A 19,675-nucleotide genomic window follows, 5' to 3' on the forward strand; every position below is an offset into this window, starting at 1 on the left:
TAAAAGAGAAAAAGCCCACCTGACTAGGTGGGCTTTCTGTTGCACTATTTTCCAAAAATCTTTTTGAGATCTGCATCTGTAATCCCAATCATAGCGGGAATACTAGACCAGTTTTCTTCGGTGAGGATGTAGTATAGAGGAGAATCCTCTTGATTTGTTGTTTCGCTTGGGGCTGGGTTGGTTTGGTCAGCTGATTCTATCAGATCCTTGAAACGCTCAATCAGATAGGTCTTGCGGGCAGTCCCGATATGCTTGACTGCATAGTCAAAGGCCTGTAATTCACCAAGAAGGATGAGCTTGCTCTTGGCCCGTGTGATAGCTGTGTAGATGAGATTTCGCTCCAGCATGCGCTTGCTAGCACTGGTAATGGGCAAGATGACAACAGGAAACTCACTTCCCTGAGACTTATGAATACTCATGGCATAGGCCAGGCGAATCTTGTACCATTCGTTACGTGGGTAAGAGACCTCATTTCCATCAAAATCAATGACAATCTCGTCTTGTTTGGACTCGGTGTATTTTCCAGGAATCAGGTCTGTGATGTAGCCTAGATCTCCGTTAAAGACATTGACTTCTGCATCGTTGACTAGGTGAATGACTTTGTCCCCTGTTCGATAGTGACACTGAGTTGCTTCAAAGTTCACTTGCCCCTTTTGCTGAGGATTGAGCAGGTCTTGCATGAGTTGGTTGATGGCGTCAATACCAGCAGTTCCTCGATACATAGGCGCTAGCACCTGAATATCGCGAGCCGGAATGCCACTTCTGAGGGCAGCACCAAGAATTTTCTCAATGGTAGCTGGGATATGGCCACTAGCGATTTCAAAGTAGGAGCGATCAGCTTTTTTCTGGGTGAAATCTGCTGGCAAGATTCCTTGTCGAATCTGACTCGCCAAGGTAACGATAGTTGATTCTTCGCTCTGACGGTAAATCCGTTCCAAACGAGTCTGCGGAATCAGAGGTATCTGGAGCAGATCAGCCAGGACTTGTCCAGGACTAACAGAAGGCAACTGGTCGCTATCACCTACGATGAGAATTTTACTGTTAGAAGAAATATTGGAGAAGAGTTGGTTGGCTAGCCAAGTATCCACCATAGAAAACTCATCCACGATGATGAAGTCGGCATCCAGATAATCTTCTAGATGACTGGTATCATCGTCTCCCGTCATCCCCAAATGACGGTGTATGGTCGCGCTAGGCAAACCTGTCAATTCATTCATGCGCCGAGCCGCTCGACCAGTTGGAGCTGCTAGAAGGATAGGCAGACTGCTTTTTTTCCTGAGGTCAAGTCCTTCTAAAAGTGCATAAACAGCGATAATCCCATTGATAACAGTCGTCTTACCAGTACCAGGTCCACCTGTTAGGATAAAGACCTTGTTCTGGATAGCGTCGCAGATAGCCTGTTTTTGGATGGTATCGTACTGAATCCCCAGTTCTTGCTCGACAGTAGCGATATGCTTGTGAATGGTTTCTAAGTTCTGACTCTTCTGTTTTCCTTTTTCGAGGATACGAACCAAGTGACTGCGAATGCCTTCTTCAGCGAAAAAGAGGCTGTTATCAAAGATTTTGGTATCAATCTGCTGAACCTTGTCTTCTTCGATCAGATGAGCTAATTCCTTAGCTACTTGGCTGGGGTCTAGTTCCACAGGACGGGAAGACTCGAGGAGAGTCAGGGTCTGTTCCAGCAAATCTCGGGCTTCCATATAGGTATCGCCTGTATCCATACAGCTTTGAAAGAGACTATGAACAAGGCCAGCACGGAAGCGTTCAGGAGCTTGACTTTCGATGCCTAGTTCTGCAGCCAATTGGTCAGCAATGGTAAAGCCCAAACCCTTGATATCCTCGACCAGCTGGTAGGGATAGTTTTCGACAACATCAAGGGTTTCTTCCTTGTAAAAGTCTTGAATCTGAAATGCCAGTTTATTGGGAATGCCGTAGTTAGCTAGTTTTGCCAAGAGCATCTCTGTCCCATAGTTGAGACGGAGGGTGGAAACAAAAGCCTCACGGTTTTTTGCAGAGAGTCCTGCAATACTTTCTAGCTTTTCAGGATGTTCCAGAATTTCGTCAATGGTATTATCACCATAGCTATCAACGATTTTTTGGGCCGTTTTGAGACCAATCCCCTTGAAATGACTGCTAGAAAAGTACTTGACAAGGCCCTTGCTAGTTGGTTTTGCGCGTTCATAACGGCTAATCTGAAGCTGTTCCCCATACTTGGAGTGCTGAACGATTTGCCCCCAAAAAGTGTAGTCTTCCCCTTCAATCACGTCCGCCATGGTTCCTGTAACGATGATTTCAAAATCGTCAAAGTCCTCTGCGTCCGTATCTTCAATATCTAGGAGGAGAATGCGATAAAAATTACTAGGATTTTCAAAAATAATACGTTCAATGGTGCCTGAAAAATAAACTTCCATAGGTTTCCTTTACATGAGTTCATGAGGGTTGGACCCTTAGCCACTTTGAAAAGCTAGATTACTTTAAGGTTTTCTCTCGCAATAGAAAAAGAGACTGAGACTTAGCATTCTCGGCCTCTTCCTTATCTTAAAAAGTTCCGATACGGTTAAGTGGCCAGAAACGGAATTTTGCTTCGCCTTTGATATCGCTGGCCTTGAAGGTACCAACGTGGCGGCTGTCGCTAGAGACTAGACGATCATCACCAAGGAGAAGGTATTCGCCTTGAGGGACAGTAAAGCTAAAGCTGGTGTTGGAATTGACATCGACTGTAAAGGCCTGTGCCTTTTGAGCAAGTTCTCTAAAGTAAACTCCCTTATTGCCTTCAAATCCTTTTCCAGTATAGGTGTTTTGCAACTTTTCTGTTTTGAACAAGTTGAGGTACTCAGCTAGGTAAGGTTCATTCGTTTCTTCACCGTTGATAAAGAGTTTGTCATTTTCGTAGCGGATGGTATCTCCAGGCATGCCGATAACCCTTTTGACAATGTCTTTATTTCCTTCTTCCTCATGCGCAACCACAATGTCGAAGCGGTCAATTGGGAGATGTTTAACAACGAAGAGAACTTCTCCGTCGGCTAGGGTAGGGTCCATAGAGTGTCCTTCTACACGGACATTGCTCCAAAGAAAGATACGGCTAAGACCGACCAGTGCGATAATCAGGAAGAAAACTCCCCATTCTTTTAGAAATGTTTTAAACGAATTCATAATTTACCTTTCTAGAAGTGTTTTGGCTTTTTCAGTGTTTTTAAAATGCAGTTTGGCGCAGAAATGAAGTCCCTTCATACCATAGGCTTGAAGGATTTTGCTAGCAACCTTATCAGATGCAGTTCCAGCGCCACTTGGCAGTTGATAGCCTAGTTCTCGTCCAAGATTCTCCAAGTTTTCGAGGAAGAGTTCACGCGCGATGATGGAGCTAACCGCAACAGCCAGGTATTTGCCCTCGGCTTTTTCTTCTAAGCTAATTTTGTTTGGAAAACGGTTGGCTTCTTGCGCCAAGTACTTGCCATAGTTTTTAGGACTTGTAAAAGCATCAATCACGATTTTTTCTGGCTGGACTCCTTTTTGGAGCAGGAGAAAGATAGCCTGATTGTGAAGGGCAACTTTTACAGAAACAGCATTGTAACGCTCTCCGATAACTTCATTATACTTGCTAGGTGAAAGGAGGAGCGCTTGGTGCTGGATTTTTTCCTTGAGGATAGGGGCAATCTGACGAATCTTTTGGTCTGTCAGAGTCTTAGAATCTCCCACGCCGAGTTTTCGCAAGAAGTCGTGCTGGTCAGGTGTTACGAAGGAAGCCACGACAGCCAACCCACCAAAGTAGGAACCATTTCCCACCTCATCGGTCCCAATCATAGGGAAATCTTGTCCACTGGTTTCCTCTACAACTTGATAGCCAAAGAAACTGGCGTAGTGTTCAGCAGCTTCGCCTTGCAGGAGGACTTTTCCAGAAGTATAGATGGAAACTGTTGCCTGAGGCAATCTCAAAAAATAGCGAATATAAGGATTTTTACTAGGACTGAGAGCCTTCTGATACTGACTTAAAAAGCTCTGAATTTCCTGTTCACTTGGTGTGAGTGTGATACTTGCCATAGTCTCTATTGTACCACAAAAGCAGGAGAATTGGTAAAAACTGACAAAGTTAGCGAAATTTGGTATAATATCGTGAGGTGAATTTTATGGCAAATCTAAATCGATATAAGTTTACATTCGGGAAAAAGACATTAACCTTGACAACCGAGCATGACAACCTCTTTATGGAGGAAATTGCCAAGGTTGCGACTGAAAAATACCAAGCAATTAAAGAACAAATGCCTGGGGCGGATGATGAGACCATTGCGCTTCTTTTAGCGGTCAATTGCCTGTCTACACAGCTCAATCGTGAAATTGAATTTGATGACAAGGAGCAAGAGTTGTTAGAACTCCGCCACAAGTTGATTGCTGTCAAACAAGAACAGAGCAAGATTGAGGATTCCCTATGATTTCAATCCTACTCTTATTGGTTCTTGCTTGGGGCTTTTACATCGGCTACCGTAGAGGTTTGGTGCTGCAAAGTTATTATTTCCTCGTTGCAGTAATTTCAGCCTTTGTTGCGGGACAGTTTTATAAATCGCTGGGAGATCACTTCCACTTGCTTGTCCCTTATGCCAATCCTCAGGAAGGACAGGGCACCTTTTTCTTCCCTTCAGACCAGCTGTTTCACCTAGACAAGGTCTTTTATGCGGGTCTCGCCTACCTTCTAGTTTTCGGAATTTGTTACAGTATCGGACGATTTATCGGTTTGTTCCTACACTTGATTTCAACTAAAAAGCTCGATGTCAAATGGTTCCGTATGGGAGCAGGCCTATTGTCGCTATTGGTAACCTTATTTGTCTTGCAAATGGCTCTGACCATTCTTGCAACGGTGCCTTTGGCAGTCATTCAAAATTCACTCGAAAAAAGTATAGTAGCCAAAAACATCATCCAAAGCGTCCCTTTTACGACAAATCTTATCAAACAACTTTGGGTGACAAATTTAATCGGATAAAAAGGGCGGGATTTTTCCTAGCCCTTTGTTTACAGATTGGACGACTAGGTCAAAACCTCTAGTTGCTATAATCTTGTAAACCAGCATACAAGGAAAAAATATGAATACAAAAATACTAGAAACCTTAGAATTTAATAAAATCAAGGCCTTGTTTGAACCTCATCTCCTGACAGAACAAGGACTAGAGGAGCTAAAAGGCTTGGCCCCAACTGCCAAGGTGGATAAGATCAAGCAAGCCTTTACAGAGATGGAGGAAATGCAAGCTCTATTTGTGGAGCAACCTCACTTTACCATCCTAGCGACGCGTGAGATATCAGCTGTTTGCAAGCGTCTGGAGATGGGGGCGGACCTCAACATTGAGGAGTTCCTGCTCCTCAAACGGGTCTTGCTTGCTAGCAGAGAGTTGCAAAGTTTTTATGCCAATCTTGAAAATGTACGCTTGGAGCAGTTGGCGAGATGGTTTGAAAAACTACATGATTTTCCACACTTGCAAGGGAGTCTCCAAGCCCTAAACGATGCAGGATTTATCGAAAATTTCGCCAGTGAAGAGCTAGCACGTATCCGTCGGAAAATCCATGATAGCGAGAGTCAAGTTCGAGATGTCTTACACGACCTTCTCAAGCAAAAAGCGCAGATGTTGACGGAAGGGATTATCGCTAGCAGAAATGGCCGTCAAGTTTTACCAGTAAAGAACACCTATCGCAATAAGATTGCAGGTGTTGTTCATGACATCTCTGCCAGTGGTAATACGGTCTACATCGAGCCACGTGAGGTGGTCAAGCTGAGCGAAGAAATCGCTAGTCTGCGAGCTGATGAACGCTATGAGATGATTCGTATCCTGCAGGAGCTCTCAGAACGGATCCGCCCTCATGCTGCTGAGATTGCTAATGACGCTTGGATTATCGGCCATCTGGATCTGATTCGTGCCAAGGTGCGTTTCATCCAAGAAAGACAAGCAGTTGTTCCTCAACTTTCAGAGAACCAAGAGATTCAACTCCTTCATGTTCGCCATCCTTTGGTCAAAAATGCTGTCGCAAACGATGTACACTTTGGTAAGGAATTAACGGCCATTGTCATTACAGGTCCCAATACAGGTGGGAAGACCATCATGCTCAAAACCCTGGGCTTGACTCAACTCATGGCCCAGTCAGGCTTGCCCATTTTAGCTGATAAAGGAAGCCGTGTCGGTATTTTCGAGGAAATCTTCGCGGATATTGGGGATGAGCAGTCTATCGAGCAAAGCTTGTCTACCTTCTCCAGCCACATGACCAATATCGTAGATATTCTTGGCAAGGTCAACCAACATTCGCTCTTATTGCTAGATGAGCTTGGGGCAGGGACCGATCCGCAGGAGGGAGCAGCCCTTGCTATGGCTATTTTGGAGGATCTTCGTCTGCGTCAGGTCAAGACCATGGCGACGACCCACTATCCAGAACTCAAGGCTTATGGTATCGAGACAGCTTTTGTGCAAAATGCCAGCATGGAGTTTGATACAGCCAGCTTGCGTCCGACCTATCGCTTTATGCAGGGAGTTCCTGGCCGAAGCAATGCCTTTGAAATTGCCAAACGTCTGGGCTTGTCAGATGTCATTGTCGGGGATGCCAGTCAGCAGGTCAACCAAGATAATGATGTCAACCGTATCATTGAACAATTGGAAGAGCAAACGCTTGAAAGTCGCAAACGCTTGGACAATATCCGTGAGGTGGAGCAAGAAAACCTCAAGATGAACCGAGCACTCAAAAAACTCTATAACGAACTCAATCGTGAAAAGGAAATTGAGCTCAACAAGGCGCGTGAACAGGCTGCCGAGATTGTGGAACTTGCTCTAAATGAGAGTGACCAGATTCTCAAGAACCTCCACAGTAAGTCTCAACTCAAACCCCATGAAATCATTGAAGCCAAGGCTGAGCTGAAAAAACTAGCTCCTGAAAAAGTCGACTTGTCTAAAAACAAGGTCCTTCAAAAAGCCAAGAAAAACCGAGCTCCAAAGGTTGGGGATGATATCATTGTTCTCAGTTATGGTCAACGTGGAACTTTGACCAATCAGCTTAAGGACGGCCGTTGGGAAGCCCAAGTTGGCTTGATCAAGATGACCTTGGAGGAGAAAGAATTTGACCTTGTTCAGGCTCAGCAAGAAGCCTCAGTCAAGAAAAAACAAGTCAATGTCGTCAAACGAGCTTCTGGTCGTGGTCCGCAAGCGAGACTGGATCTCCGAGGTAAACGGTACGAAGAGGCTATGAATGAGCTGGACGCCTTTATCGACCAAGCCCTGCTCAATAACATGGCGCAAGTCGACATCATCCATGGTATCGGTACGGGAGTCATCCGTGAGGGCGTCACCAAATACCTACAAAGAAACAAGCATGTTAAGAGTTTCGGCTATGCTCCACAGAATGCTGGCGGTAGTGGCGCAACCATTGTGACCTTTAAAGGATAGAGAGAAGAAGGATTCGCTCTTTCTGAAAAAAAGAAATGAAAGGTCAAAAAGTTTCATAGAATATATTGACAAAGGCTAACTTTTCTTGTAGAATAATAAAAAATAAAATACCAACACCGAATGAAGTTTAATAGAAGTGGAGAAAGGTTTGTTTTCCATGACTGTAAATGGACGGAACTCTGGAGAGACCGTAAAGGCACCGAAGGGGCAAGGCAGGTAACTGCTCAAACTCTCAGGTAAAAGGACAGAGCTAGGATAGACCGCTTTTTGGCATTTATCTAAGCATTCCAGAGTACATGTATCTTGCATGTGCTCTTTCTTTTGGGGTTGAAAGATAGGAGAAGGACATGTTAGAATTGCTTAAAGCGCTTGATGCTTTTGCTTGGGGGCCTCCCCTCTTGATCTTATTGGTCGGAACGGGTATCTATTTGACCATCCGACTAGGCCTTTTGCAGGTAGCTCGTCTCCCTAAGGCCTTTCAGTTGATCTTTACCAAGGACAAGGGGCACGGCGATGTGTCGAGCTTTGCTGCTCTCTGTACGGCTCTAGCAGCCACCGTTGGTACGGGAAATATCATCGGGGTCGCAACAGCCATTAAGGTTGGGGGACCAGGGGCCCTCTTTTGGATGTGGATGGCGGCCTTCTTTGGGATGGCGACCAAGTATGCCGAAGGCTTACTGGCCATCAAATACCGTACTAAGGATGCAAATGGAGCTGTAGCTGGAGGACCCATGCATTACATTCTTTTGGGGATGGGAGAAAAGTGGCGTCCACTTGCTATCTTCTTTGCCCTAGCGGGTGTATTGGTGGCCCTTCTAGGGATTGGTACCTTTACCCAAGTCAATTCGATTACAGAATCCATTCAAAATACAGCCCAAGTTAATCCAGCTATCACAGCTCTGATTTTATCCATTTTTGTAGGGATTGCTGTCTTTGGTGGCCTCAAATCCATATCAAAAGTTTCGACAGCAGTTGTTCCTTTTATGGCTATTGTCTATATTTTAGGGACTCTTACAGTTATTCTCTTTAATATCGAGAAAATTCCAGCCACACTTGCCCTCATCTTTACTTCAGCCTTTAGTCCAGTAGCTGCGGTAGGTGGTTTTGCAGGTGCCAGTATTCGGATGGCTATCCAAAATGGTGTGGCGCGAGGAGTCTTTTCTAATGAATCTGGTCTTGGTTCAGCTCCCATTGCAGCTGCTGCGGCTAAGACAAATGAACCAGTAGAGCAAGGCTTGATTTCCATGACAGGAACCTTTATTGATACGTTGATTATCTGTACTCTTACAGGTCTGACAATCTTAGTAACTGGTGTTTGGAGCGGGGAATTAAATGGTGTTGCCTTGACCCAGTCGGCCTTTTCAACAGTTTTTTCACATTTTGGACCTGCCCTCTTGACCATCTTCCTTGTACTCTTTGCCTTTACGACGATTCTCGGTTGGAACTACTACGGAGAGCGCTGTTTTGAGTTTCTCTTTGGTGTCCGCTTTATCTGGCTCTATCGTGTAGTCTTTGTAGTCATGGTCTTGTTGGGAGGTTTTATCGAGTTGGATATGGTTTGGATTATCGCAGACATCGTCAATGCCTTGATGGCTTTACCAAACTTGATTGCCCTCTTAGTTTTGTCGCCAGTCGTCATTGCTGAGACTAAAAAGTATTTTAAACACTAATCCAATCACACTTTTAGTGTGATTTTTTTCATTTCATAGACATTTTTTATCAAGGCGATTGAAAATATATATTATCCAAGGGTGAAGTTCTATGATAGACTAAATGACAATAAAATGAAAAGAGGTTTCTTATGACAACATTTACCATCCACACAGTAGAATCAGCACCAGCAGAAGTAAAAGAAGTTCTTGAAACAGTACAAAAAGACAACAATGGCTATATTCCCAACCTAATCGGTCTCTTGGCCAATGCCCCAACCGCCCTTGAAGCCTACCGAACTGTCGGAGCCATCAACCGTCGCAATAGCCTGACTCCAGTGGAACGCGAAGTAGTGCAAATCACAGCTGCCGTAACTAATGGTTGTGCTTTCTGTGTCGCTGGTCATACTGCCTTTTCGATCAAACAAATCCAGATGAATGATGATCTTCTCCAAGCTCTCCGCAACCGTACTCCAATCGAGACAGATCCAAAACTAGATACTCTAGCTAAGTTTACCTTGGCGGTCATCAATACCAAAGGGCGTGTAGGAGATGAAGCCTTGGCTGAATTTTTGGAAGCTGGCTACACGCAACAAAATGCCTTGGACGTGGTTCTCGGTGTTAGTCTTGCCAGCCTCTGCAACTATGCCAACAACCTAGCCAATACGCCTATTAACCCAGAATTACAACCTTATGCCTAGTTCGAATCAGAAAGAAAAAATGAAGACTGAGCAATCCAGTCTTCATTTTTCTATGCTATTTTAAGCGCTTTTATGCTATACTAATAATAACATGATTATTGGAGGCTCGGATGAAAAAGCTCCCCTTGGTATTCTCTGGCTGTTTATTAGGTTTAGCAGGTGCAGGAAATTTGATTGCAGATACTTGGCCAGTTCTGTCGCATTTATTGAGTCTGATTGGTCTAGTGTTGTGGATTTTCTTTCTGATTCTTCATCTTTTTAATTGGGAAGAAACCAAGCAAGAATTGACCAAGCCCCCTCTTTTATCTGGGATGGCCACTTTTCCTATGGCTGGAATGATTTTATCGACCTATGTCTTTCGCGTATTCCCTGCTCTTCCTTTGGTAGCACAAGGGATCTGGTGGTTTTCATTTCTCTTGGATTTGGCTTTGATTGCTACTTTTACCATCAAATTTGCCTGTCCGGGTCGGAGGGTCAATGCGACTCCTAGCTGGACGGTGCTCTATGTGGGGATAGCAGTAGCAGCCTTGACCTATCCTCTGGTAGGTATCATTGAAATTGCCTATGCGACCTTGAGTTTTGGTTTTGTCTTGACCTTCTATCTCTATCCGCTTATTTATAGCGATTTAAAGAAAACTCCACTCCCACTAGCCTTGCTTGGACAAGAAGGAATCTACTGTGCTCCCTTTTCTCTACTCTTGGCTTCCCTAGTTCGAGTTGGAGGAGCAGGCCTACCGACTTGGCTTTTGATCGTCATGATTTTGGCATCTCAATCCTTCTTTTTCTTTGTGTTAACTCGCCTACCCAATATTTTAAAACAAGGATTTCAACCAGCCTTCTCAGCCCTAACCTTCCCAACCATTATCACAGCTACTTCGCTCAAGATGGCTCAGGGAATTTTGAAACTTTCATTTCTGGATTATCTGGTGTTGGCTGAAACTGTTATTTGCCTTACTATTTTATTCTTCGTATTGGGTGCTTATCTGATTTGGTTACGAAAAAAGGTCTAGCTAGAAATAGCTAGGCCTTGTTTTTTATGGTTTGATAACTTCAGCTCCACCCATGTATGGACGAAGAGCTTCTGGGATGGTCACAGAACCATCTGCGTTTTGGTAGTTTTCAAGAATTGCAGCCACTGTACGTCCAACTGCAAGTCCAGAACCGTTCAAGGTATGAAGGAGTTTCACCTTGCCATCTGCTTCATCGCGGTAACGGATTTGAGCACGACGAGCTTGGAAATCTTCTGTATTTGAACAGCTTGAGATTTCACGATAGGTATTTTGGGCTGGAATCCAAACTTCCAAGTCGTAAGTTTTGGCAGCTGAGAAGCCCATGTCCCCAGTAGAGAGCGCAACCACACGGTACGGAAGGTTGAGTTTTTGAAGAATATTTTCAGCGTTGGCTGTCATTTTTTCCAATTCTTCGTAAGATTCTTCTGGTTTGGCAAATTTGACCATTTCAACCTTGTGGAATTGGTGTAGACGAATCAAACCACGTGTATCACGACCAGCAGAACCCGCTTCAGAACGGAATGATGGACTCATAGCAGTGAAGTAGATTGGTAGGTCTTTTCCGTCAAGGATTTCATCACGGTAGTAGTTTGTGAGGGGCACCTCAGCCGTTGGAATCAAGACAAAGTTGGTATCGCTGAGCTCAAAAGTATCTTCTTTGAATTTTGGATATTGACCAGTGCCAAACATAGAGTCGTGGTTAACTATGTAAGGTGTGATGACTTCTGTATAGCCTTCCTTGCCATGCTCATCCAACATAAAGTTGTAGATGGCACGTTCCAAACGAGCGCCAAGACCTTTATAGAAAAGGAAGCGAGCTCCTGTTACCTTACCACCACGTTCCCAGTCAAGGATACCGAGGTCCTCACCAAGATCCCAGTGAGCTTTTGGCTCGAAGTCAAACTCGCGTGGAGTACCCCAACGGCGAACTTCAACGTTATCGTCCTCATCAGCTCCAACAGGAACGCTGTCGGCAGGGATGTTTGGAAGAGTCGTGGTAAATTCTGTCAACTTGGCATCGATTTTCCCCAATTCAGCATCCAAGGCTTTGACTTCAGCAGATAGGGTTTGCATAGCAGCAATCTTGTCATCGGCATTTTCCTTATTGCGTTTGGCTTGGGCAATTTCAGCTGAAACTGTGTTACGTTCTGCTTTTAAAGTTTCAACCTTGACCAAGATGTCGCGACGTTTAGCATCGATTTCTTTCATCTCATTTAAGATAGCAGCATCTACACCACGTGTAGCCAATTTTTCTGCGACAGCATCAAAATCTGTGCGAATACGTTTGATATCTAACATAAGAACTCCTTTATGAAAAAAGCACACCTGACAAAGTGTTGGAGTGGCAGGGCCACGGTTCCATCCAACTTCACAGGTGTGCACTTGATTGTATATGTAATTGTTACTAACGGTAGAATTTCACCTATCCCTCCTATCTGCTCGCAGCACCCGCAGACTTTCTGAAAGAAGGAGATAACCTACTTATCCGTTGCTATGATTATACTAAAGTTTTTACTTTTTTGCAAATAGATTTTTAAGTTTTTGTCCAATGGTCTGGAGTAGAGTCGGAAGTTTCACAACCTTGTCGTTTCCTAATTTTTCCCGAGCGATTTTTAGGATAGCTCCAGAGTCTTTTGAAGCAAAGAGGAATTTTCCTTGGTCAGTAAAGACTTCAAAGTGACGGCTGATCTTGCGACCACTTACGTTGGCTCCGATTTGCTGAATGCTGGACCAGGGGATTTGGATATATTGTTCGACATTGACATCAGGATAAAACTCTAAGGCTTGATCCCCGACTAGAAATTTTCCAACCTTTCCAGAGATAGAGAGGTAAGATGTTCCAGTGGTTTGGAGGTCAATGACTTGATTGAGTGATTGGGCCATGATTAGTCTTCCTTACTTTCATCGAAAAAGGCATGGTAGAGAGCCTTGATAGCTGCCTTTTCTTGGTCTTTATTGACAACAAACATGATGGAAACTTCACTTGAACCTTGGGAAATCATCTGGATATTGATTTTATTCTCAGACAAAGCACGTGTTGCAGTAGCAGTTACCCCGATATGGCTCTTCATCTTTTCTCCCACAATCATAATGATTGAAAGGTCATGTTCGATTTCAGCATGGTCCACTTCAGCCTTTTGAACGAGTTGACGTAGAATTTCTTCTTCTTTGATAGGAGTCAATTCACGGGAGCGGAGGATGATTGAAAGATCGTCGATACCTGTAGGCATGTGTTCCCAACCGATATTGAGGTCCTCAAGGATTTGAAGAACCTTGCGACCAAACCCGACTTCGCGGTTCATGAGGTATTTAGACATGTTGATGCTGACGAATCCTGAGTCACCCGCAATCCCGACTACTGGGAATTTATCACTACTGTGTTCTAAAACAATGCGTGTTCCGGGGTGGTCTGGGTTGTTGGTATTCTTGATGACAAGAGGAATTTTTCCGCGGTAGGCGGGTAGAAGGGCTTCGTCATGAAGGACTGAAAATCCAGCATATGCCAACTCACGCATTTCACGGTAGGTTAATTCAGGAATGGAGTGTGGTTGGTGGATAATACCAGGATGGGCAGCAAAGATACCATCTACGTCTGTAAAGTTTTCATAGAGATCAGCCTTAACACCTGCTGCAATGATAGAACCTGTGATATCTGAACCTCCACGTGAAAAAGTACAGATTTGATTTTCCTTAGTCACACCAAAGAAACCAGGGATGACAAGGACTTGGTTGCTATCAGCTAAGCCTTCAATCTTGTCATAACTAGATGGAATGATACGTGCTTTTCCTGGTTCGCTTGTAACAACAATCCCAGCTTCTCTTGGGTGAACATAGCGTGCATCAATGCCGTTTTGGTTAAAGTAGGCTGCAATCAATTTGGCATTGTTATTTTCTCCAGCCGCTAGGAAGGTATCATAGAGAAATTCATTATCCTCTATAGGAAGAGTTGCCAAGGCCCGAATACTTTTAGAGATTTTTTCTAAAACAGCAGGTTTTAACCCTAGTTCACTAACCATAGCCGCATAACGGTCAATGATCCAGCTTTGGCTAGCACTGATGTCATTTCCAGCTACATAGTCGCGATAGTATTTGATCAAGGCATCAGTTACCTTGGTATCTTCAGCATTGCGTTTACCGGGTGCAGAAACGACTACAAAACGGCGCTCTTTATCACTTTTAACGATGTTTAAAACTTTTTCTAACTGACCAGCAGAGGCAAGCGAGCTTCCACCAAATTTTACAACCTTCATAAGGACTCCTCAAGTAAGTATTTTATACGATTATAGCAGAAAGAGGGGCATTTTTCAATGACGAAAATAACTTCCTATTATAATAGAAGAAAACACTAACTTATTCTGAAAAGCGATAACGATTTAAAAGTAAGAGTGTCAAATTTTACTCACACTCATAAATGATGGGTAAATAATCAGCTGAGACACTTTCCTTTAGTTTTTTCCTTGCCTCTTTATCCAAAAAAAGGTATACTTTGATGATAAAACAATTTTATTGCCTTACAAAAGAAAAGGAGAAGCTATGAATCATATCTTATATCAGATCGTAGATGATCTTGCTATCATTACTTTGAATCGTCCCGAAGTGGCAAATGGTTTCCATATCCCAATGTGTGAGGAGATTTTAGAAGCTTTGACTCTAGCAGAGCAGGATCAAGCTGTGCAGTTCATCTTGATTAATGCTAATGGGAAGGTCTTTTCAGTTGGGGGAGACTTGGTTGAGATGAAACGAGCAGTAGACGAAGATGATATCCCTTCTTTGAATAAGATTGCAGAATTAGTCAATACAATTTCTTTTAAAATCAAGCAAATTCCTAAACCTGTTTTGATGGAGGTAGATGGAGCGGTTGCTGGCGCTGCAGCAAATATGGCAGTAGCAGTCGATTTTTGCTTGGCGACTGATAAGGCAAAATTCATCCAAGCCTTTGTTGGAGTTGGCTTGGCGCCAGACGCTGGTGGGATTCATCTCTTGAGTCGTAGTATCGGGGTAACACGGGCTGCACAACTTGCTATGACAGGTGAAGCCTTAACTGCTGAAAAAGCGCTAGAATGGGGCGTGGTATACCGTGTTTGTGAAGTTGACAAATTAGAAAAAACAAGAGAACAAGTTCTGAAAAAATTAAGAAGAGGTTCAGCAAACTCATACGCAGCGATTAAAAAGTTAGTTTGGGAAAGTCAATTTAAGGATTGGCAGAATTATGCTGAATTAGAATTGAAATTACAAGAATCGTTATCTCTAACTGAAGATTTTAAAGAAGGGGTTCGAGCACATTCTGAAAGAAGAAGACCGAAATTTACAGGAATGTAAAAAAATACTTGCACAATTTTTTGAAGTTTGATATACTTCTTTTATCAAATGCTTTGATTGTGAAAGTTTTTTAGAAGGAGGGAAACGATTTGGACTACCAACAAGTAAATGATTATCTAACATCTATTTTCAACAATGTCCTTGTGATCGAGGAGGTTAGCTTACGAGGTAGTCGATTCAAAGACATCTCCATAAAAGAAATGCACACGATTGATGTGATTGGAAAGTTTCCGGAGGCAACACCAAGCAAGGTTTCAAAGGAACTGATGGTAACTCTTGGAACGGTTACAACTAGCTTGAATAACCTGGAAAGAAAAGGTTATATTGAGCGTATTCGTTCTGATCAGGATCGACGTGTGGTCTATCTGCATTTGACCAAGAAAGGTCGGTTAGTCCATCGTCTTCATAGACGTTTTCACAAGGCAATGGTCGAAAAAATCATCGATGACATGAGTCCTGAGGAAATAGAAGTTATGGGGAGAGGATTAATCAATCTTTATCAATTTTTGGAGGATTTGAAATAATGGCTTTTGCAAAAATAAGCCAGGTTGCTCATTATGTTCCAGAGCAAGTGGTCACTAATCATGACTTAGCCCAAATCATGGACACAAGCGATGAGTGGATTTCAAGTCGGACAGGAATTAAACAGAGACATATCTCAAAAACAGAGTCTACAAGTGATTTGGCGACAGAAGTAGCTAAGAGCTTGTTGGCTAAAGGGAGCTTAACAGCGGATCAGATTGATTTTATCATTGTAGCGACGATTACCCCAGACTCGATGATGCCTTCCACAGCAGCTCGAGTTCAGGCAAATATCGGAGCGCATAGAGCTTTCGCCTTTGATCTGACAGCAGCATGCAGTGGCTTTGTATTTGCTCTCTCAACTGCAGAAAAGTTTTTAAGTTCTGGGCAGTTCAAAAAAGGGATTGTTATCGGGGCTGAGACCTTATCCAAGGCAGTTGATTGGTCAGATCGTTCAACAGCTGTTCTCTTTGGGGATGGTGCTGGTGGGGTTCTCTTGGAAGCAAGCGAAACACGGCACTTCCTTGTGGAAAGTCTCTATACAGATGGCTCTCGGAGCGAGTGTTTGACCTATGGTCAAACGGCTTTGGCTTCTCCTTTCTCAGATCAAGAAGCAGTTCCTGCTTTTTTGAAGATGGATGGACGAGCAGTTTTTGATTTTGCAAATCGTGATGTTGCTAGATCGATCAAAGAAACCATTGAAAATGGTCCAATCGCAGCATCGGAATTGGATTATCTCTTGCTTCATCAGGCAAATATCCGCATTTTGGATAAGATGGCTAAGAAAATCGGTGTAGACCGAGACAAGCTTCCTGCCAATATGATGGAGTATGGGAATACCAGTGCAGCAAGTATCCCGATTTTGCTTTCAGAGTGTGTGGAAAATGGCATGATTCGTTTAGATGGTAGCCAGACGATTCTCCTATCAGGCTTTGGTGGAGGTTTGACATGGGGCACACTCATTCTTACAATCTAGGTAATCATGTGGTAAACACATAGTTATAAATTTTTTATATTTTAAAGGAGTCCTATCATGGCAGTATTTGAAAAAGTACAAGAAATTATCGTTGAAGAACTTGGGAAAGACGCATCAGAAGTAACACTTGAATCTACTTTTGATGATTTGGATGCAGATTCATTGGACTTGTTCCAAGTAATCTCTGAAATCGAAGATGCTTTCGATATCCAAATCGAAGCAGAAGATAACTTGAAAACAGTTGGTGACTTGGTTGCCTACGTTGAAGAGCAAACAAAATAATTAACATATTACTAGAAGGAGTAGGGGAAACCCACTCCCTCTTGTTTAGGTAATAGTTTGAAACTCAAATGATAAACTCGTCGAACTATTACGTAAGCAAGGAATGATGGAGGCACTATGAAAACACGTATTACAGAATTACTGAACATTGATTATCCTATTTTTCAAGGAGGAATGGCCTGGGTTGCAGACGGCGACTTGGCTGGTGCAGTATCAAAAGCTGGTGGTCTAGGAATCATTGGTGGTGGGAATGCACCTAAAGAGGTCGTAAAGGCTAATATCGATAAAATCAAATCACTTACGGACAAACCTTTTGGTGTCAACATCATGCTCTTGTCACCTTTTGTAGAAGACATCGTTGATCTCGTGATTGAAGAAGGGGTCAAGGTGGTTACAACTGGTGCAGGAAATCCAAGTAAATACATGACTCGTTTCCATGATGCAGGAATTACAGTTATTCCTGTTGTTCCAAGTGTTGCTTTAGCAAAACGCATGGAAAAAATTGGTGCAGATGCAGTTATTGCAGAGGGAATGGAAGCCGGTGGACATATTGGTAAATTAACAACGATGACCTTGGTTCGCCAAGTTGCTGCAGCTGTTTCAATTCCGGTTATCGCAGCTGGAGGAATTGCCGACGGTGAAGGTGTCGCTGCAGGCTTTATGCTTGGTGCAGAGGCTGTTCAAGTTGGTACGCGTTTCGTAGTAGCCAAGGAATCTAACGCCCATCCAAAATACAAGGAAAAAATCTTAAAAGCGCGTGATATCGATACGACTATCTCAGCTCAACATTTTGGACATGCTGTTCGCGCCATTAAAAATCAGTTGACACGTGACTTTGAACAGGCTGAAAAGGATGCCTTTAAACAAGAAAATCCAGATTTAGAAATTTTTGAGCAAATGGGAGCTGGTGCTCTTGCTAAAGCCGTTGTTCATGGAGATGTAGAAGGTGGATCCGTCATGGCAGGTCAGATCGCTGGTTTGGTTTCTAAAGAGGAAACTGTCGAAGAAATCCTAAAAGATCTATACTATGGCGCTGCCAAAAAAATTCAAGAAGAAGCCTCTCGTTGGGCAGGAGTTGTAAGAAATGACTAAAACAGCCTTTCTATTTGCCGGTCAAGGTGCTCAGTATCTAGGAATGGGGCGTGATCTCTATGATTGCTACCCTATCGTCAAGGAAACAATTGACCAAGCCAGTCAGGTTTTGGGTTATGACCTTCGTGACTTGATTGATAAGGAAGAAACCAAGTTAAACCAGACTCGCTATACGCAGCCAGCTATTTTAGCGACTTCGGTTTCTATTTACCGACTATTGAAAGAAAAGGGCTACCAGCCGGATATGGTAGCAGGATTGTCTCTTGGGGAATATTCTGCTCTTGTAGCAAGTGGTGCCTTGGACTTCGAAGAGGCAGTTGCCTTGGTTGCTAAGCGTGGTGCTTATATGGAAGAGGCTGCACCTGCAGGATCTGGAAAGATGGTAGCCGTTCTTAATACTCCAGTTGAAGTGATTGAGGAAGCTTGTGAAACAGCCTCTAAAGTTGGAGTAGTGACTCCAGCTAACTACAACACCCCAAGCCAAATCGTTATCGGTGGTGAGGTGGCTGCGGTTGACCGCGCAGTTGAACTCTTGCAGGAAGCAGGAGCAAAACGATTGATTCCTTTAAATGTATCTGGTCCTTTCCATACAGCTCTTCTTGAGCCAGCCAGTCAGCAACTAGCTGGAGCTCTTGAAGGAGTGAGTTTTTCTGACTTTACTTGCCCACTAGTCGGCAATACGGAAGCTGCTGTCATGGAAAAAGGTCGAATCCAAGAGCTTTTGACGCGTCAGGTCAAAGAACCTGTCCGTTTTTATGAAAGTATTGCTGTGATGCAGAATGCTGGGGTAACCAACTTTATTGAAATTGGTCCGGGTAAGGTCCTATCAGGCTTTGTCAAAAAAATCGATAAAACAGCTCAGCTAGCTAACGTTGAAGACCAAGCAAGCTTGGATGCTTTGTTAGGAAACTAATGATTCCTTCTCCCACAAAATACAACAGGAAATAGGAGAAATAGAATGCAACTTACAAACAAAAATGTCTTTGTAACAGGTTCAAGTCGTGGTATCGGACTTGCCATTGCTCACAAATTTGCTCAACTAGGCGCTAATGTAGTTTTGAATAGTCGTGGAGCAATCTCAGAAGAATTGCTGGCTGAGTTTTCAAACTACGGTGTCAAAGTAGTACCGATCTCAGGTGATGTTTCAGACTTTGCAGATGCCAAGCGTATGGTAGATCAAGCGATTGCAGAACTCGGTTCTGTTGATGTCTTGGTCAACAATGCTGGGATCACTCAAGATACGCTTATGCTCAAGATGACTGAAGAAGACTTTGAAAAAGTGATTAAGATCAACTTGACAGGTGCCTTCAACATGACGCAAGCAGTCTTGAAACAGATGATTAAGGCACGTGAAGGTGCGATCATCAACATGTCTAGTGTGGTTGGTTTGATGGGAAATATCGGACAAGCCAACTATGCAGCTTCTAAAGCAGGTTTGATTGGTTTTACCAAGTCAGTTGCACGTGAAGTTGCCAATCGTAATGTTCGCGTAAATGCTCTTGCACCAGGAATGATCGAGTCAGATATGACGGCTGTTTTGTCTGATAAGGTCAAGGAAGCGACATTGGCACAAATCCCAATGAAACAGTTTGGTCAAGCAGATCATATCGCAGATGCTACAGTGTTCCTGGCCGGACAGGATTATTTGACTGGACAAGTTCTCGCTGTTGATGGCGGACTTAGCATGTAAAAAATAAGGAAAGATATAGGTAAG

At 43.5% G+C, this 19,675-nt stretch carries 19 protein-coding genes and 1 riboswitch; of the genes, 13 read left to right on the top strand and 6 right to left on the bottom strand.

All coding sequences use genetic code 11. The annotated features are described in order from the left end of the window. Positions 1-44: 44 nt before the first annotated feature. From recD2 to rnhC, 3 genes are all read right to left on the bottom strand, one after another. Positions 45-2,411, bottom strand: coding sequence for an SF1B family DNA helicase RecD2 (gene recD2 / locus A0739_RS05685; RefSeq protein WP_061587357.1), 2,367 nt, complete (start codon positions 2,409-2,411; stop codon positions 45-47). Between the two features lie 127 nt (positions 2,412-2,538). Then, a complete protein-coding gene (lepB, locus tag A0739_RS05690) occupies positions 2,539-3,153 on the bottom strand; it encodes a signal peptidase I (protein ID WP_001083995.1) in 615 nt (204 codons plus the stop codon). 3 nt (positions 3,154-3,156) lie between these two features. Then, complete coding sequence (gene rnhC / locus A0739_RS05695) at positions 3,157-4,038, bottom strand: ribonuclease HIII (protein WP_061587358.1); 882 nt, start codon at positions 4,036-4,038, stop codon at positions 3,157-3,159. Between the two features lie 86 nt (positions 4,039-4,124). Between rnhC and zapA the strand changes: the two genes are divergently transcribed. From zapA to A0739_RS05725, 6 genes are all read left to right on the top strand, one after another. Beyond that, positions 4,125-4,427, top strand: a complete 303-nt coding sequence (gene zapA / locus A0739_RS05700) for a cell division protein ZapA (RefSeq protein WP_000002028.1) — start codon at positions 4,125-4,127, stop codon at positions 4,425-4,427. Then, entirely contained in the window at positions 4,424-4,972 is a 549-nt protein-coding gene (locus A0739_RS05705; protein ID WP_061587359.1) for a CvpA family protein, read from the top strand. The genes zapA and A0739_RS05705 overlap by 4 nt, the downstream gene beginning before the upstream one ends. Positions 4,973-5,072: 100 nt before the next feature. Then, on the top strand, positions 5,073-7,409 hold the full coding sequence (locus tag A0739_RS05710) for an endonuclease MutS2 (RefSeq protein ID WP_061587360.1): 2,337 nt from the start codon (positions 5,073-5,075) through the stop codon (positions 7,407-7,409). 169 nt (positions 7,410-7,578) lie between these two features. After that, positions 7,579-7,667: riboswitch (glycine riboswitch) on the top strand. A gap of 89 nt (positions 7,668-7,756) precedes the next feature. Beyond that, positions 7,757-9,079 (top strand): alanine/glycine:cation symporter family protein, encoded by a 1,323-nt coding sequence (locus tag A0739_RS05715; RefSeq protein WP_061587361.1) that lies wholly within the window; start codon positions 7,757-7,759, stop codon positions 9,077-9,079. A gap of 131 nt (positions 9,080-9,210) precedes the next feature. Continuing rightward, complete coding sequence (locus A0739_RS05720) at positions 9,211-9,759, top strand: carboxymuconolactone decarboxylase family protein (protein ID WP_000206774.1); 549 nt, start codon at positions 9,211-9,213, stop codon at positions 9,757-9,759. Between the two features lie 110 nt (positions 9,760-9,869). After that, the gene (locus A0739_RS05725; RefSeq protein WP_061587362.1) at positions 9,870-10,769 is read left to right on the top strand and encodes a TDT family transporter; all 900 of its coding nucleotides are present in this window, start codon (positions 9,870-9,872) and stop codon (positions 10,767-10,769) included. Positions 10,770-10,793: 24 nt separating this feature from the next. Here the strand turns inward: A0739_RS05725 and serS are convergent, their stop codons facing one another. From serS to A0739_RS05740, 3 genes are all read right to left on the bottom strand, one after another. Beyond that, complete coding sequence (gene serS / locus A0739_RS05730; RefSeq protein WP_061587363.1) at positions 10,794-12,068, bottom strand: serine--tRNA ligase; 1,275 nt, start codon at positions 12,066-12,068, stop codon at positions 10,794-10,796. 213 nt (positions 12,069-12,281) lie between these two features. After that, on the bottom strand, positions 12,282-12,653 hold the full coding sequence (locus A0739_RS05735; RefSeq protein WP_000079379.1) for a DUF956 family protein: 372 nt from the start codon (positions 12,651-12,653) through the stop codon (positions 12,282-12,284). A gap of 2 nt (positions 12,654-12,655) precedes the next feature. Further along, entirely contained in the window at positions 12,656-14,020 is a 1,365-nt protein-coding gene (locus A0739_RS05740; protein WP_061587364.1) for an aspartate kinase, read from the bottom strand. Positions 14,021-14,303: 283 nt separating this feature from the next. Here A0739_RS05740 and A0739_RS05745 point away from each other — a divergent pair, with 283 nt between their 5' ends. The 7 genes from A0739_RS05745 (at position 14,304) to fabG (ending at position 19,651) form a co-directional block, all read left to right on the top strand. Continuing rightward, positions 14,304-15,089, top strand: coding sequence for an enoyl-CoA hydratase (locus A0739_RS05745; protein ID WP_001015588.1), 786 nt, complete (start codon positions 14,304-14,306; stop codon positions 15,087-15,089). Between the two features lie 89 nt (positions 15,090-15,178). Continuing rightward, entirely contained in the window at positions 15,179-15,613 is a 435-nt protein-coding gene (fabT, locus tag A0739_RS05750; protein WP_061587365.1) for a fatty acid biosynthesis transcriptional regulator FabT, read from the top strand. Further along, the gene (locus A0739_RS05755; protein ID WP_000852970.1) at positions 15,613-16,587 is read left to right on the top strand and encodes a beta-ketoacyl-ACP synthase III; all 975 of its coding nucleotides are present in this window, start codon (positions 15,613-15,615) and stop codon (positions 16,585-16,587) included. Before fabT ends, A0739_RS05755 begins: the two co-directional genes overlap by 1 nt. A gap of 57 nt (positions 16,588-16,644) precedes the next feature. Beyond that, entirely contained in the window at positions 16,645-16,869 is a 225-nt protein-coding gene (locus A0739_RS05760; protein ID WP_000257840.1) for an acyl carrier protein, read from the top strand. A 117-nt stretch (positions 16,870-16,986) separates the two neighbouring features. Next, entirely contained in the window at positions 16,987-17,961 is a 975-nt protein-coding gene (gene fabK, locus A0739_RS05765) for an enoyl-[acyl-carrier-protein] reductase FabK (protein ID WP_000857452.1), read from the top strand. Next, positions 17,954-18,874, top strand: coding sequence for an ACP S-malonyltransferase (fabD, locus tag A0739_RS05770; protein ID WP_000167631.1), 921 nt, complete (start codon positions 17,954-17,956; stop codon positions 18,872-18,874). The genes fabK and fabD overlap by 8 nt, the downstream gene beginning before the upstream one ends. A 45-nt stretch (positions 18,875-18,919) precedes the next feature. Further along, entirely contained in the window at positions 18,920-19,651 is a 732-nt protein-coding gene (gene fabG, locus A0739_RS05775) for a 3-oxoacyl-[acyl-carrier-protein] reductase (RefSeq protein ID WP_001177613.1), read from the top strand. The last annotated feature ends 24 nt before the right edge of the window (positions 19,652-19,675 follow it).

Origin of the sequence: Streptococcus oralis (assembly GCF_001588645.1) — a bacterium.
GTDB lineage: Bacteria > Bacillota > Bacilli > Lactobacillales > Streptococcaceae > Streptococcus > Streptococcus oralis_AB.

Bases quoted from the DNA above. Each gene is read 5' to 3' on its own strand.
- recD2 (WP_061587357.1), bottom strand. From the start codon at position 2,411: ATGGAAGTTTATTTTTCAGGCACCATTGAACGTATTATTTTTGAAAAT.
- lepB (WP_001083995.1), bottom strand. From the start codon at position 3,153: ATGAATTCGTTTAAAACATTTCTAAAAGAATGGGGAGTTTTCTTCCTG.
- rnhC (WP_061587358.1), bottom strand. From the start codon at position 4,038: ATGGCAAGTATCACACTCACACCAAGTGAACAGGAAATTCAGAGCTTT.
- zapA (WP_000002028.1), top strand. From the start codon at position 4,125: ATGGCAAATCTAAATCGATATAAGTTTACATTCGGGAAAAAGACATTA.
- A0739_RS05705 (WP_061587359.1), top strand. From the start codon at position 4,424: ATGATTTCAATCCTACTCTTATTGGTTCTTGCTTGGGGCTTTTACATC.
- A0739_RS05710 (WP_061587360.1), top strand. From the start codon at position 5,073: ATGAATACAAAAATACTAGAAACCTTAGAATTTAATAAAATCAAGGCC.
- A0739_RS05715 (WP_061587361.1), top strand. From the start codon at position 7,757: ATGTTAGAATTGCTTAAAGCGCTTGATGCTTTTGCTTGGGGGCCTCCC.
- A0739_RS05720 (WP_000206774.1), top strand. From the start codon at position 9,211: ATGACAACATTTACCATCCACACAGTAGAATCAGCACCAGCAGAAGTA.
- A0739_RS05725 (WP_061587362.1), top strand. From the start codon at position 9,870: ATGAAAAAGCTCCCCTTGGTATTCTCTGGCTGTTTATTAGGTTTAGCA.
- serS (WP_061587363.1), bottom strand. From the start codon at position 12,068: ATGTTAGATATCAAACGTATTCGCACAGATTTTGATGCTGTCGCAGAA.
- A0739_RS05735 (WP_000079379.1), bottom strand. From the start codon at position 12,653: ATGGCCCAATCACTCAATCAAGTCATTGACCTCCAAACCACTGGAACA.
- A0739_RS05740 (WP_061587364.1), bottom strand. From the start codon at position 14,020: ATGAAGGTTGTAAAATTTGGTGGAAGCTCGCTTGCCTCTGCTGGTCAG.
- A0739_RS05745 (WP_001015588.1), top strand. From the start codon at position 14,304: ATGAATCATATCTTATATCAGATCGTAGATGATCTTGCTATCATTACT.
- A0739_RS05755 (WP_000852970.1), top strand. From the start codon at position 15,613: ATGGCTTTTGCAAAAATAAGCCAGGTTGCTCATTATGTTCCAGAGCAA.
- A0739_RS05760 (WP_000257840.1), top strand. From the start codon at position 16,645: ATGGCAGTATTTGAAAAAGTACAAGAAATTATCGTTGAAGAACTTGGG.
- fabK (WP_000857452.1), top strand. From the start codon at position 16,987: ATGAAAACACGTATTACAGAATTACTGAACATTGATTATCCTATTTTT.
- fabD (WP_000167631.1), top strand. From the start codon at position 17,954: ATGACTAAAACAGCCTTTCTATTTGCCGGTCAAGGTGCTCAGTATCTA.
- fabG (WP_001177613.1), top strand. From the start codon at position 18,920: ATGCAACTTACAAACAAAAATGTCTTTGTAACAGGTTCAAGTCGTGGT.